Below are 14,858 nucleotides of genomic sequence, written 5' to 3'. Positions count from 1 at the left end.
TATTGGCCCGCCTATTCCGCCGCGAGGCTGGTGGAGGCCGCGCCCGCCGCCCGGTCGGCCAATGCGGCCCGCAGGGCGGTCCGGAAGCGGTCGGCGATTTCGTCGATCTCGGCGGCGCTGACGACCAGCGGCGGCAGGAACCGCACCACCGCGCCATGGCGCCCGCCCAGCTCCAGGATCAGGCCCTGTTCCAGGCAACGGCGCTGAAGCGACCGGGCAAGCTCGCCGTCGGCCGGCCGGGCGCCCAGCCGCAGGGGCGGCCGGCGCTCGTCCACGATCTCGACGCCGATCATCAGGCCCGGTCCCCGCACGTCGCCCAGGCAGGGATGGTCGGCCTGGATCGCCCGCAGGTGGCCGGTCAGCCGCGCGCCCATGGCGGCGGCATGCTCGTCCAGGCGGTCGGCGCGGATCCGGTGCAGGGTCGCCGACCCCGCCGCCATCGCCAGCTGGTTGCCGCGGAAGGTCCCGGCGTGGGCACCCGGCGCCCAGCAGTCGAGGCCGGCGTTGTAGACCACCACCGACAACGGCAGGCTGCCGCCGATCGCCTTGGACAGCACCAGGATGTCGGGCTCGATCCCGGCATGCTCGAAGGCGAACAGCCGGCCGGTGCGGCCCAGCCCGGTCTGCACCTCGTCGATGACCAGCGGGACGCCATGGGCACGGGTCAGCCGCCGCAGCCCATGCAGCCAGCGCACCGGCGCCGGCACCACGCCGCCTTCGCCCTGCACCACCTCCACCACCACGGCCGCGGGCGTCACGACGCCCGATTCCGGATCGCTCAGCAGCTGCTCGATCATCGACAGGCCGGCATCCACCCCGGCCTCGCCGCCAAGCCCGAAGGGGCAGCGGTAGTCGTAGGGATAGGGCAGCATGTGGGCGTCGCCGGTGCCGCCGCCCAACGGCCGCTTCGGCCCCAGATTGCCCATGATCGCCAGCGTGCCATGGGTCATGCCATGATAGCCGCCGGAGAAGCCGACGATGGTGCGCCGCCCGGTGGCGGTGCGGGCCAACTTCATCGCCGCCTCGATCCCGTCCGCGCCGGTGGGGCCGCAGAACTGGATCCGGGCATCGCGGGCGAAGGCCGGCGGCAGGGCCGCGAACAGATCCTCGACGAACCGGTCCTTGACCGGGGTGGTCAGATCCAGCGTGTGCAACGGCAACCCGCTGTCCAGCGTCGCGCGGAGCGCCGCTACGACGTCCGGGTGGTTGTGCCCCAAAGCCAGCGTTCCGGCACCGGCGAGGCAATCGATGAACAGCTGACCCGCACTGTCGCGCAGATAGATGCCACGGCCTTCGGTCAGCACCAGCGGAATGCGCCGCGGATAGGAGCGCGCGTTCGATTCGCGCGCCTCCTGTCGGCGAAGCATCGGATCGTCACCGAGGCGGATAGCCGGCTGGGAACGGAAACCGTCCAGGCCCAATGGCGCTGCGATGGTTGGCACCGTGATGGTTGCGGTCATGGGCACATCTCCCTCGTCGGGAAAACGGGATCGGGCACGGCCGGTCAGGCCGCATCGCCCAGGGCGCGGCGCAGGCTGAGCGGACGCATGTCGGTCCACACCCGCTCGATGTGGGCGAGGCAGTCCTCCTTGGGCCCGCTGACGCCGACCGTGCGCCATCCGGCCGGAACCGGCTTGTGGTCGGGCCAGATCGAGTACTGCTCCTCGTCATTCACCACGACGTGGAATCGCGTGTCCGGGCTGTCCCAGCTCATGCCGAAGCTCCTTCAGGTCAGGACGCGGAAGAGATGATCGTGTTCGGGGAATGCGCGTTCGGAAGATCGCGTCATATCTTCTTGCATAATGCGAATGATTCTCGTTTGCAAGTCGATTTGCAGTGCGCTAACGTTCGTCCCGGCTGCAGGGTCCGGCGGGATTACCCGCAGGATATGTGTTGTTTATCCGATCCCTGCGCCGAAGCCGTTCCACGCACGGCTCAAAACCAGCTGCGATTGCTGCCCCACCTGCCGGCAGGAGCAACGCTCTGTCCCACTATGAGAACGATTCTCACTCGCAGTAAAGACGTTTCTGTCGACCTGCCCGCAATTGGACGGACCGATCACCCCATGGACCAGCGCATTTTCGATCCGAGCCCGGCCGCAAGCCCCGAAACGCTGGCCGTGCAGCCGCTGCTTCCCGGCGCCGACCTGCCGCTGCTGGTGACGCCGAAGGACGGCGCGCTGGACGACGGTGGATGGCGGAAATTGCTGCCGGACATCCACGCGGTGGTGCGCGGTCGGCTGCCGATTGCCGGCGGATTGCTGTTCCGCGGCTTCGGGCTGCATGGCGACGCCCCCTTCCGCGCCTTTGCCGAGAGCTTCGGCCGGCCGCTGCTCGACTATGATTTCGGCTCCACCCCGCGCTCCGCGGTGGACAAGGGCGTCTACACCTCCACCGAATATCCGGCCCACCAGTCGATCCCGCTGCACAACGAGCAGGCCTATACCCTGCAGTGGCCGCAGACGATCTGGTTCCACTGCGTGACCGCCGCCACCACCGGCGGGGCGACGCCGATCGCCGACAGCCGGCTGGTCGCCCGGCGCATCGATCCTGCGATCCGCGCCCGCTTCGCCGCCAAGCGCCTGATGTATGTGCGCAATTACGGGAACGGGCTCGACCTTCCCTGGCAGCGCGCCTTCAACACCGACGATCCGGCGGAGGTCGAGCGCTTCTGCCGCGCCAACGCCATCGCCTGGGAATGGACCGAGGACGGCGAACTGCGCACCCGCCAGATCTGCCAGGCGGTGGCCCGCCATCCCGTGACCGGCGATGAGGTCTGGTTCAATCAGGCCCACCTGTTCCACGTCTCCAACCTGCCACCCGCGGTGCGCGACAGCCTGCTGGCGGTGGTGGAGGACGAGTCCGAGCTTCCACGCCATGTCTTCTACGGCGACGGCACGCCGATCGAGGACGAGGCGCTGGACCATATCCGCGCCGTCCTGGACGACTGCACCCGCAGTTTCCCCTGGCAGGAAGGGGACGTGATGATGCTCGACAACATGCTGGCGGCCCATGGGCGGGAGCCCTTCACCGGCAAGCGCAAGGTCGTGGTCGCCATGGCCGACCCGGTGCGCTCCCCCGACCTTCCCGCCGCCTGAGGATCCGGCCATGGACAGCATCACGACCGCACCCGCCCCAACGTCCGCTGCCATTCCGGCCGGCGAGGAACAGCGCGCCCTGTGGACCGCCTGGCGTCTGGCACCGGAGGATCCGGCCTACAACATGACCTATGCGGTGGAGCTTGCGCCCGGCATCGACCCGCAACGGCTGGCCGCCGCCTTCGCCCAGGTCATCGCCGGGCACGAGGCGCTGTCCTGCCACTACCGCGAGGATGCCGATGGCCGCCTCGTCATGGAACGGCGGCCCGGATTCACTGCCGATGTCGCCGTCCACACCACCGTGGCGATGACCGATACCGACCGCCTGCGCTGGCTCGAGCACGAGGCCGACCTGCCGTTGCCGCTCGACCGCGCCGTCGCCTGCCGCGTGCGGCTGCTGGCCGAGCCGGGCGGGCTGGTGCACCTGCTGGTCGTCCTGCACCACATCGCCGGCGATTACATGTCCTTCGAGATCTTCTGCGAACAGGCCTTCACCGCTTACGAGGAACCGCCGGTCGCGGGTTCAGCGACCGGCACCCGCTACTTCGACTGGCTGGAACGGCAGCGAGTGCTGCAATCGGGACCCGAGTCCGCGCGGCTGGAGGCCTTCTGGCGCAAGCTCGTGACGGACGCGGCATCGCTGCCGGAACTTCCGGCCGACCGCATCGACCGACCGGGCCCGCCGAATGAGACCGACCTTCGGCTCGATGCCGCCATGACGGCGCGCCTGCGCGCGGCGGCCGACCGGGCCGGCGTCGGCGTCTTCCCGCTGCTGACCGCGGTCTTCCAGATTTTCCTGCATCGCTGGAGCGGCCAGGACCGCTTCATGGTCGGAACGCCGGTGTCCGGACGGCAGGGCGCCGCCGACCGCGCGATGATCGGCTACACCTTGAATGCCCTGCCCTGGCCCGCCGACCTGTCCGGCAACCCCACCGTCTCCGACCTCGCGCGCACCGCACAACGGACGCTGATGGCGCTGCTGCGTCACCGCCGCCTGCCGCTCGCCCGCATCACCGCGCTGGCTGGCGGCAACGGGCCGCTGTTCCGCCACATGACCACCTACGTCCCGGTGGGCGAGCGCGCCGCCATCAACCGCGCCGTCCGGCGGGAGCTGTTCGCCCAGCAGCGCGGCGCCGCCAACGAGCTGAACCTGCGCTGGGTCGACGACGGCGAGCGGCTGACCGGCCAATGGCGCGCCGACCCGGCGGTGTTCGCACCGGAGACCTCGGCCCGTATGCGGCGCGGCTTCCTTGCCCTGCTCGACCGCGCGATCACCGATCCCGATGCTCCAATCGCCATGCTGGAGGCGACCGCGGACGATGCCGACCGTTCGCAGCGCCGGGGACCCGCCGCCGGCACGCCGACCCCCGCCCTTGCGCTGTTCGAGGCCGCCGTCGCCCGTCATCCCGGCCGCGCGGCCGTGGAGGACGGCGACCGGACCCTGACCTACGCCGACCTCGACGCCGCGGCCGGCCGGCTGGCGCGGCGGCTGGCTGCCGCCGGTGTGCGGCCGGGCGACCGCGTCGGACTGTGGCTGCCGCGCGGCGCGGCGCTGGCCGTCGGCATGATCGCGGCCTGGAAGGCGGGGGCGGCCTATCTCTGCCTGGATCCGGCGCTGCCCGACGCGCGCCTCGCCTTCCTGGCGACGGACAGCGGCGCACGCGCCGTCATCGGCCACCGCGCGGCACCCGGCTGGCTTGGCGGGGCGGCGTGGCTGGAGTTCGACGGCCGGTCGGATGAATCCGCACCCGCCGCCATCCCGGCCAGCCCCGACTTGCCGGCCTACCTGATCTATACCTCCGGCTCGACCGGCACGCCCAAGGGGGTGGCGGTCACCCAGGGCAACCTCGCCCGGTATGCGCAAGGCGTGCTTGCGGCGATGGATTTGCCGGAGGACGCCACCCTTGCCACGCTGGCGTCGGTGACCGCTGACCTCGGCTACACCGCTTGGTTCGGGGCACTGCTCGGCGGGCGCACCCTGCGGGTAATCCCGCCGGCGCTGGCCGACGACCCCGACGCGCTGGCCCGCCATTTCGCCGGCCGGCCGGTCGACGCGTTGAAGATCGTGCCCTCGCATCTCGCCGCGCTGATGGCGGTGGCCGATCCGGCCCGGCTGCTGCCGCGCCGCTGCCTCGTCCTCGGCGGCGAGGCGCTGGAGGGCGGCTTCGTCGCCCGGCTCCGGGCGCTCGCCCCCGGCTGCCGGGTGCTGAACCATTACGGACCGACCGAGACCACCGTCGGCTGCCTGACCGCCGCCGCCCCTCAAGACCCGAGCATTCCGGTTCCCATCGGCGCCCCGCTGGCCGGCGTACATGCGGCGGTGCTCGACCGCCACGGCGACCCGGTGCCGCTTGGCGTGGTCGGCGAACTCGCCATCGGCGGCTGCGGTGTCGCCGCCGGCTATCTCGGCCGGCCGGCCCTGACCGCCGAGCGCTTCGTGCCCGATCCGTGGCACAGCGGTGGCCGGCTGTACCGCACCGGCGACCGCGTGCGCCTCACCCCCGCCGGCCTCCTGGAATTCCTTGGCCGCGCCGACGATCAGGTGAAGATCCGGGGCTTCCGCGTCGAACTGGGCGAGGTCGAATCCTGGCTGCGCCGCCAGCCCGGGGTGGTTGAGGCGGCCGTCCTCGCCCGTCCGGTGACCGCCGGCGGCGGGTCCGGCTTGCGGCTGACGGCATTCGTCGCCCCGGTGACGCTCGACGCCGACGCCCTGCGAACCGCCATGGCCGCCACCCTGCCGGACGCGATGGTGCCATCGGCACTGTATGCCCTGCCCGCGCTGCCCCGGCTGCCGAACGGCAAGATCGACCGCAAGTCACTGCCGGACGACGAAGCGGCCGCCCCGCCTGCCCCCTCGGCCGGCCGGCCCCTGACGGATGCCGAGCAGACGCTCGCCGACATCTGGGCGGAGGTGCTGGGACGCCCGTCGGTCGGGGTCGATGAGGATTTCTTCACCATCGGCGGCGATTCGATCCTGGCGCTTCAGGTCATCGCCAAGGCGCGGCCGAAGGGTCTTGCCCTGAAGCCTAAGCTGTTCTTCCAGAAGCGCACCATTGGCGCCATTGCCTCCGCCATCACTGCCGCCACCCCACGGCCGCAGGCGCCGGCCGCGAGCAAGCCCGCCCCGGTGGAGCGCGCTCCCTTCGACCTCTGCGGCCTCGACGCCAACGCGGTGGCGGCGCTGCCCGCCGAACGTCCGGGACTGGAGGACGCCTACCCGCTGTCGTCGCTGCAGCAGGGCCTGCTGTTCCACGGCCTGATCGACCCGGCCGGCGGCGCCTACGTCAACCAGCTGGTGATCGAGGCGGAAGGCCCCTTCGATTCCGACGCCTTCACCGCCGCCTGGCAGGACGCCGTCGCCGCCAACCCCATCCTGCGGACCGCCTTCCGCTGGGACGGGATGGACCGTCCCCTGCAACTGGTGGAGCGTACGGCCACGCTACCCGTCGCCCGCCGCGACTGGAGCGACTTGTCCGACGACGGCCGCGAGGCGGCGCTTGCCGCCCTCCTGGCGGAGGACCGGGCGCGCGGCTTCGCGCTGGACCGGGCTCCGCTGATGCGGCTCGCGCTGATCCGCTGCGGCGACGGCCGCTGGTGGCTGCTGTGGAGCCGCCATCATCTGGTGGTCGACGGCTGGTGTTCGATCCTGCTGGTGGACGAGGTGCTGGAACGCTACCGCGCCCGTCTGGCGGACGAGTCCCCGGCCCTGCCCGCCCGCCGTCCGTTCCGCGACCACATCGCCTGGGTCCTTCGCCAGGACGACCGCACCGCCGCCGGCTTCTGGCGGACCTTCCTGGCCGGCGTGGAGGGCGCCACTCCGCTGCCGATGCTGTCCCCGGCGCCCGAATCAGGAAGCGTGGTTCCGCTCAGCCAGTCCCTCCTGCTGGACGAGGCGGAAACCGCCCGTCTGACCGCCACGGCCCGTGGGCTGGGCGTCACCTTGAACACGCTGGTCCAGGGTGCCTGGGGCCTCGTGCTGGCCGCCCGATCAGGACGCGACGACGTGCTGTTCGGCGTCACCTCCTCCGGCCGGCCGGCCGAACTGGACGGGGCGGAGCACATGCTGGGCGTCTTCATCAACACGCTGCCCCTGCGGGTTCGGGCGCCCGGCCAGCGCCGCCTCGGCGATTACCTCCGCGGAATCCAGGCCGACAATGCCGCGATGCGCGAGCATGAGCACAGCGCGCTTGCCGACATCCAAGCCCAGGCCGGCGTCGGGCCGCTGTTCGACACGCTGCTGGTCTTCCAGAATCTGCCGATGCTGGAGGGACGGCGCCGCCGCGTCGGTGCGCTCGACCTGCGCCAACGCGACAATGTGGAGCGCACGCACTACGCCTTGACGGTGGAGGTATTCCCCGGTGACCGGCTTGCGGTCGCCATCGACGCCGATGGCCGCCGGATCGACGCCGCCACCCTCGCCCGGATCGCCGACGGCTTCCGCGCCGCCCTGCTGTCGCTGACCCGTGGTGCCGGAACCCCGTTGGCGGCGCTGCCGCGGATGGGCGAGGCCGAGGCGCAAACCTTGCGCGGCTGGAGCGCCGGCCCGGCCTCCAGCCGCCTGTCACCGGACTGGGTGGAGCGGGTCGCCGCCCACGTCGAGGCCCATCCCGACCGCATCGCCGCCCGGTGCGAGGGGGCCAGCCTGAGCTATGGCGAGCTTTGGCAGCGTTCGGAACGGCTGGCCCGCGGCCTCGATGCGGCTGGCCTCCGCCCCGATGAACTGGTGGCCCTGCTCGCTCCCCGTGGACTGGACTTGCTGTGCCTGATGGTGGCGGTGCTGCGGGCCGGGGGGGCATGGCTGCCGCTCGACCCCGCCCATCCGCCCGCCCGCTGGGCCCAGGTGATGGAGCAGGCCGGGCATCCGCTGCTGATCCGTGACGAAGCGGTTGCCTGCGTCCTGCCCGCCCTCACCACGGCCGATCTGCTGGCCCGTGCCGGGCAGGGCCGCCTGCCGACGGTGCCGCCCCGCGGCGACCAACGCGCCTATGTGCTGTTCACCTCCGGCTCCACCGGAACGCCTAAAGGAGCGATGGTCACCCGCGACGGCATGCTGAACAACATGCTGGCGAAACTCGATCCGCTGCAGCTCGGGGAACAGGACGTCATCGCCCAGACCGCCCCCTCCTGCTTCGACATCTCGGTCTGGCAGACCCTGACCGCTCCCCTCCTGGGTGCGGTGGTGGAGATCATCCCGGACAGCGTTGTGCGCGATCCCGACGCACTGCTCGACCGTCTGGGGCAGGCGGGCGTCACCCTGTTCGAGCCGGTGCCGTCGCTGATGCGCACCCTGGCGGAAACACGCGATGCCGGCTGGCGCCCACGGCCGCTGCCGGCGCTGCGCTGGGTCCTGCCGACGGGAGAGGCGCTGTCCGCCGCCGATGCCGGAGCGTGGTTCGACGCCTATCCCGCCATCCCGTTGATGAACGCCTACGGCCCGGCCGAGTGCGCCGACGACGTCGCCTTCCATCCGCTGCACGCGGCACCGGCCCCCGGCAACACCATCCCCATCGGCCGTCCGACCGCCGGTGCCGAACTGCGCATCGTAGACGGCGACCTCGCCGCGGTCCCGATGGGAACCGTCGGCGAGATCGCCGTCGGCGGCATCGGGGTCGGCCGCGGCTATCTGGGCGACCCGCGCCGGACCGCCCTGTCCTTCATCCCCGACCCGGACGGCGCTCCGGGCGCCCGGCTCTACCGCACCGGCGATCTCGGCCGCTGGTCGGCTCAGGGCGTCATCGAATGGGCCGGGCGCGGCGACTTCCAGATGAAGCTGCGCGGCTTCCGCATCGAGGCCGGCGAGGTCGAGGCCACGCTGGAACGCCATCCGGCCGTCCACCGTGCGGTCGTCCAGGTCCGCGCCGACCATCTGACCGCATGGTGGGAACCGGCAGAGCCCCATCCCGAAGTCCTTGCTGAAACCCTAGCCGCCCATGCCGCCGAAACGCTGCCGTCCTACATGGTGCCGACCCGCTGGGTCCGGATGATCGCTTGGCCGCGCAACGCCAACGGCAAGCTCGACCGCAAGGCGCTGCCCGATGCCGAAACCGCATCGTCCGCCACGGCGGACGAGCCGCCGGCCACCGAAACCGAACGCCGGCTCGCGCAGCTCTGGCAAGAGTTGATGCCGGGAAGCGCCGTCGGCCGCAACGCCGACTTCTTCGCCCTCGGCGGCCATTCGCTGCTCGCCGCCCGCCTGATCGCCCGGCTGCGCCGGGACGGCTGGCCCGGCCTGCCCCTGCGCACGGTGTTCGAGGCTTCGGAACTCCGCGCCCTCGCCGCCCGGCTCGACGCCTTGGCCGGCGCAGGAGACGACGACACCCCGCCGCTGCGTCCGGTGGAACGGCGGGAGGCGATGCCGCTGTCCCCTGCCCAGCAACGCTTGTGGCTGGTCGACCGGCTGTCTGGCGGCGGCACCGCCTATCTGATGGCGGCCCGGCTGGACCTCGCCGGCGATCTCGACGTCGCGGCGCTGGAAACGGCCCTCAACGCCGTCGTCGCCCGCCACGAGATCCTGCGCACCGCCTATCCGGAGCGCGACGAGGAGCCTGCCGCCGTCGCCGCCCCCGCCCTGTCGATACCGCTGCCGCTGGAGGATCTGTCCGGGCTGCCGCCGGAGGAGCGGGAGTCCTGCGCCCGGGCGCGGGAGGAGGAGCACGCGCGCACCCCCTTCGACCTCGCAACCGGCCCGCTGCTGCGCGCCCGTCTCCTGCGGATGGACGCCGACACCCATCGGCTGCTGTTCGCCATGCATCACATGATCGCCGACGGCTGGTCGGTCGGCGTCCTGTGCCGCGACCTCGCCACCGCTTACCGCGCGGCACGGGCCGGCGGGGCTCCCGACTGGCCGCCGCTGCCGGTGCAATATGCGGATTACGCGGTCTGGCAACGCACCCTGTTGTCGGGCGAGCGGCTGGCGCGCGAGATCGCATTCTGGCGCGACGGCCTTGCCGGGGCGCCGACCGCGCTTGCCCTGCCGACCGACCGGCCGCGACCGGCCATTGCCTCCACGCGCGGCGACTCCCTGCGCCTGCGCCTGGATGCGGGCCTGATGACCCGAGTGGAGGATTGGGCGCGCCGCCGCGGCGCCACGCCCTTCATGGCCCTGCTCGCCGCCTTCAATGCCATGCTGCATCGGGAAACCGGCGCCAACGACCTGCTGGTCGGCACCGACACCGCCGGCCGTCCGGATCGCGCCCTGGAGGGTCTGATCGGCTTCTTCGTCAATGTCGTGCCGCTGCGCTCCCGCCTGGAGCCGGGGGTCAGCTTCGACGCGCTGCTCGACCGCACCCGGCAGACGGCACTCGACGCCTTCGATCATGACGCCCTGCCCTTCGACCGCATCGTGGAGGCGGTCGGGGTGCCGCGCGACCGCGGGCGCAATCCGCTGCTCCAGGTCCTTTTCGTGCTGCAGAACGTGCCCGGCGGGCCGCTGGAGCTGCCGGACCTCGTCATCGCCGAAGCCCCGCCCGCCGAACGCCAGTCGAAGTTCGACATGGCCCTGTTCCTGGAGCCGGTAGGCGGCGGCAACGGCAACGGCGACGGCCCCCGCGGCCCGGCCCTGGCCGCCGACTGGGTGTTCGCCAGTTCCCTGTTCGATCCCGCGACCGTGCGCCGGTTCCACGACGCCTGGGTCGCGCTGCTGGAACGCGCGGTCGCCGACCCGTCCCAGCCCGTCCTTCCCCCCTTCCCCGCCCCTTCTGCCGGTCAGGAGTTCTCCCCCATGGACCAGACCCGGCGCGCCAGCGCCAAGCTCTCCCGTCTCGGCGGGCCGGCGGCCCCCTGCCGTCCGGCCCGGCTGCAAGCCGCCGATCCCATCCGCCGCTCGTTCCTGACGCCGGGCTCGGATTTTCCCATCATGCTGGAGCCGGCGACGCCCGACCTCGACCCGGTCGCCTGGGCGCAGGGCAACCGTGGGTTGATCGACGATCTGCTGCTGCGCCACGGCGCCATCCTGTTCCGTGGCTTTGCCCTGCCCGATCCGCAAGCCTTCGAATGCTTCGCCGAGGCGATGGAGCCGACCGGGCTGTTCGGTTCCTACGGCGACCTGCCGAAGAAGGAGGGCGGGCGCAATACCTACCGTTCCACGCCGTATCCTGAGCGGCAGATGATCCTCTACCACAACGAAAGCAGCCATCTGGACCGCTGGCCGCGCAAGCAGTGGTTCTTCGCCGAGCAGGTGGCGCCGGTCGGCGGCTGCACCCCCATCGTCGACTGCCGCCGGATGCTGACGCTCCTGCCGGCCGATCTGGTGACGATGCTGGAGACGCGCGGGCTGCTCTATGTCCGCACCTTCACGCCGCGTCTCGACGTCGATTGGCGCGATTTCTTCAAGACCGACGACCGCGCGGCGGTGGAAGCCCACTGCGCCGCCGGCGGGATCGACCTGCGCTGGCTCGACCCAGACACGCCGCAGACCCGGACCCGCAGCCCGGCGGTGATCCGCCATCCGCTGAGCGGCGAGCGCAGCTTCTTCAACCAGATGCAGCTCCACCACCCCGCCTGCCTGGAAGCGGAGGTGCGGGCCGACCTGATGGAGATGGCCGGCATCGAACGTTTCCCCCGCAACGTCCTGTTCGGCGACGGCGGGGCCATCCCGGACGAGACCATGGCCCTGATCGGCGAAGCGTATGAGGCCTGTGCGGTGCGTTTCCAGTGGCTGCGCGGCGATGTGGTGATGGTGGACAACATGCTGACCGCCCACGCCCGCGATCCGTTCGAGGGGCCGCGCCGCATCGTGGTGGCCATGGGCGCCATCGTCGAACGCCGGACCATGGAGGTGCTGTGATGGACGAGTCGACCGCCCTGACGCCGCGCCAGCGCGACATCCTCGACGCAATCGCCAACGGCGCCCCCGACGGTTCGCCTCTGGAGATGGTCATCGACCTGGACGGCCCGCTCGATCCCGACCGGATGCACCGGGCGGTGGAGGAGGCCGCCGCGACCTTCGACGCGTTGCGCACGGCTCTGCTGCCGGTGCCGGGCTTCCGGACCCCGCGGCAGGTCGTCGGCGCCAAGCCTTTCGTCGCATGGACGGACACCGATGCCGAGGCGGCCATGCCGCTCGACCCTGCCGCCGGCCGGGTCTTCCGCGCGCAGCTGTCGCGGCACGGGGCCGAAAGCGCCACCCTGACGCTGGCCGTCTCACCACTGGTCTGCGACCGCGGTGGACTGACCCGGCTCGCCGCCGCCATCTCCGACCTTTATGCCGGCAGGACGCCCGCCGTCGGGATCGGCCTTGCCCGCTTCTCCGCATGGCGGGAGGAGCTGGACGCATCGGACGATGCGGCGCACGGACGCGCCTATTGGTCCGGCCTGGGGCTGGAAGCCCTGACCGACCCGCGGCTCCCCGGCCCGGCTCCGGTCATGCCGGGGGCCGGCACCGCCACCCGCAGCATCCCGCCGCAGACCGCCACCGGGCTCGGCAGCTTGCGCCAGCCGGTCGATGCCGTGCTGCAGGCCGCATGGTGGCTGCTGATCGCGCGAATCACCGGCGAAGAAGCGTTCCGCGGCCTGTGGATCAACGACCCGCGCCGCGACTACGACATGCTCGCCGACGGCATCGGCGCCTTCGAAGACACGCTGCCGCTGGCCCTGAGCCTGCCCGGCGACGAAGCCATCGACAGGCTGCTCGCCCGCATTGCGTCGATGATGGACGCTCACCGCGACGCGCAGGAACAGCGCCTCGACGGCGTCCTGTCGCCCGGTGCGGTGGCCTTCGCCCTGACGGAAGCCCTGGAAGCCATCACCGTCGGGAGCCTGCGCTGGAAGTCGCGCGGCCGGCCGGCGCCGCGACCGGCCGGCGCCCTCACCCTGGAGGTGACGATGGCCGGCGACCTGCCGGTGGGCATCACCCTGCACGCCGACCCCGCCCGCATGGCGCCCGCCGCCGTCGAGGCGCTGGCCGACCAGTATCTCGCCGCGCTGGCGTCCCTTCCCGGCCATCGCGCCGGCCGCATCGCCGACCTGCCGCTGCTGGCGGAGCGCGACCGCCGTTGCCATGCGGCTCTCGCCGGCCCCGAACCCGCCGCCGCGCCGTCCATCCCCGCCCTGCTGTCGGACCTCGCCGCCAGCCATCCCGACGCCCCGGCGCTGCAGGACAGCACACGCCGGTGGACCTATCGCGAACTCGACGAACTGGTCGGGCGTCTGGCCCGCCATCTGCACCGCGACGGGGTCGGACCTGGGCGGCGTGTGGTGCTGGCCCTGCCCCGCTCCGCCGAACTGGTCATCGCCCTGCATGCGGTGATGCGGGCCGGCGGCGCCTATGTGCCGGTCGATCCGGACTGGCCCGAGGCGCGGCGGGCTGCGGTGATCGCGGCGGCCGATCCCTGCCGGGTGGTGGATGCCACGAATTTGGCCGCCCTCCTGGCACAGCCGGCGCCGGACGCCGCGTTGCCCGTCGTGGCCCTGCGGGATGCCGCTTACGTGCTGTTCACCTCCGGTTCCACCGGCACGCCGAAAGGCGTGGTGATCGAACACGGGCAGCTCGCCGCCTATGTGGCGGCGTCCGGCGCGGCGCTCGACCTCGGCGCCTGCCGCCGCTTCGCCCTGACCTCGACCGTCGCCGCCGATCTCGGCAACACCACGCTGTTCGGGGTGCTGGCCGCCGGCGGCTGCCTCGTGGTGGCCGACGAGGCGACGATGACCGACGGCGCCGCCTTCGCCCGCTTCATTGCCGACGAGGCCATCGATTGCGTGAAGATCGTGCCGTCCCATCTGGCGGCCCTGATCGACACGCCGGCTCCGGTGCTTCCCGGCACGCTCATTCTCGGCGGAGAGTCCACCGGCCGGCCACTGCTGCAGGCCATCCGCGCCGCGGCCCCCCGCTGCCGCGTCTTCAACCATTACGGCCCGACCGAGACCACCGTCGGCGTGATGGTCCACGCAATGCCGCCGGAAAGCCCGCTGCCGGAGCGGCTGCCGCTCGACCGCGTCCTGGCGGGAAGCCGGGTGCTGCTGCTCGACCCGGCGGGACGGCCGGTGCCGATCGGCGCCGTCGGCGAACTCGTCATCGGCGGTGCCCAGGTCGCCCGCGGCTATCTCGGCCGCCCGGACGATCCCGCCTTCCGCGCCGATCCGGAACGCGACGGAGGGCGGCTGTACCGCACCGGCGACCTTGCCCGGCTGCTGCCGGAGGGTGGTCTCCAGCTGGTCGGCCGCGCGGACGATCAAGTCAAGATCCGCGGCTTCCGCGTCGAACCGGCCGAGATCGAGGCCGCGATCCTCGCCCTGCCCGGCGTCGCCCAGGCGGCGGTGAAGATTTGGGGCGAAGGGCGGCTGGTCGGCTATGCCGTTCCGTCCGCCGGGGCCGCCCTCGACTTGGCCGCCTTGCGGGAGGAGTTGCGGCGCCGGCTTCCCGACGCCATGGTCCCGGCGGAGCTGCTGCCGCTCGATTGCCTGCCACGGCTCGGCAACGGCAAGATCGACCGGGCCGCCCTGCCGGAGACGGCGCGCTCCACCGCCGGGGCGGATGAGGCGGCGGCACCGCTGGAAACGCTGATCGCCGGGCTGTTCGCCGGCCTGCTGGAACGCGACCGGGTCGGCGTGGCCGAAAACCTGTTCGACCTCGGCGGCCATTCGCTGCTGGTGATCAAGCTGGTGTCGCGCCTGCGCAAGCGGCTGGGCGTGGAGGTGCCGCCGGGCATCGTCTTCGACCACCCGACCCCCGCCGGTCTCGCCCGTGCGCTCCGCGCGGGAGAGACCGAGCCGGGACAGCTCGACCGGGCCGCCGCCTGACGGCTCTTCCCTCTTACGATACGGA

5 protein-coding genes are annotated in these 14,858 nt (G+C 72.2%); 3 read left to right on the top strand and 2 right to left on the bottom strand.

The annotated features are described in order from the left end of the window. Positions 1-11: 11 nt before the first annotated feature. On the bottom strand, positions 12-1,460 hold the full coding sequence (locus FZ938_RS17600) for a diaminobutyrate--2-oxoglutarate transaminase (protein WP_149199764.1): 1,449 nt from the start codon (positions 1,458-1,460) through the stop codon (positions 12-14). A 44-nt stretch (positions 1,461-1,504) separates the two neighbouring features. Then, on the bottom strand, positions 1,505-1,714 hold the full coding sequence (locus FZ938_RS17595) for an MbtH family protein (protein WP_149199763.1): 210 nt from the start codon (positions 1,712-1,714) through the stop codon (positions 1,505-1,507). A 351-nt stretch (positions 1,715-2,065) separates the two neighbouring features. Between FZ938_RS17595 and FZ938_RS17590 the strand changes: the two genes are divergently transcribed. From FZ938_RS17590 to FZ938_RS17580, 3 genes are read left to right on the top strand one after another with little or no spacing between them, the layout of a single operon-like run. Then, on the top strand, positions 2,066-3,097 hold the full coding sequence (locus FZ938_RS17590) for a TauD/TfdA family dioxygenase (RefSeq protein WP_149199762.1): 1,032 nt from the start codon (positions 2,066-2,068) through the stop codon (positions 3,095-3,097). Positions 3,098-3,107: 10 nt separating this feature from the next. Continuing rightward, positions 3,108-11,882: a non-ribosomal peptide synthetase gene (locus FZ938_RS17585; protein WP_149199761.1), complete on the top strand. Its 8,775-nt coding sequence runs from the start codon at positions 3,108-3,110 to the stop codon at positions 11,880-11,882. Further along, positions 11,882-14,833 (top strand): non-ribosomal peptide synthetase family protein, encoded by a 2,952-nt coding sequence (locus FZ938_RS17580; RefSeq protein ID WP_149199760.1) that lies wholly within the window; start codon positions 11,882-11,884, stop codon positions 14,831-14,833. The genes FZ938_RS17585 and FZ938_RS17580 overlap by 1 nt, the downstream gene beginning before the upstream one ends. The last annotated feature ends 25 nt before the right edge of the window (positions 14,834-14,858 follow it).

The sequence above is a fragment of the Azospirillum oryzae genome, from assembly GCF_008364795.1.
Classification (GTDB): domain Bacteria; phylum Pseudomonadota; class Alphaproteobacteria; order Azospirillales; family Azospirillaceae; genus Azospirillum; species Azospirillum oryzae.
The sequence above is the reverse complement of the archived record's forward strand: the minus strand, read 5'-3'. Positions and strand labels throughout refer to the sequence as shown.

Bases quoted from the DNA above. Each gene is read 5' to 3' on its own strand.
- FZ938_RS17600 (WP_149199764.1), bottom strand. From the start codon at position 1,460: ATGACCGCAACCATCACGGTGCCAACCATCGCAGCGCCATTGGGCCTG.
- FZ938_RS17595 (WP_149199763.1), bottom strand. From the start codon at position 1,714: ATGAGCTGGGACAGCCCGGACACGCGATTCCACGTCGTGGTGAATGAC.
- FZ938_RS17590 (WP_149199762.1), top strand. From the start codon at position 2,066: ATGGACCAGCGCATTTTCGATCCGAGCCCGGCCGCAAGCCCCGAAACG.
- FZ938_RS17585 (WP_149199761.1), top strand. From the start codon at position 3,108: ATGGACAGCATCACGACCGCACCCGCCCCAACGTCCGCTGCCATTCCG.
- FZ938_RS17580 (WP_149199760.1), top strand. From the start codon at position 11,882: ATGGACGAGTCGACCGCCCTGACGCCGCGCCAGCGCGACATCCTCGAC.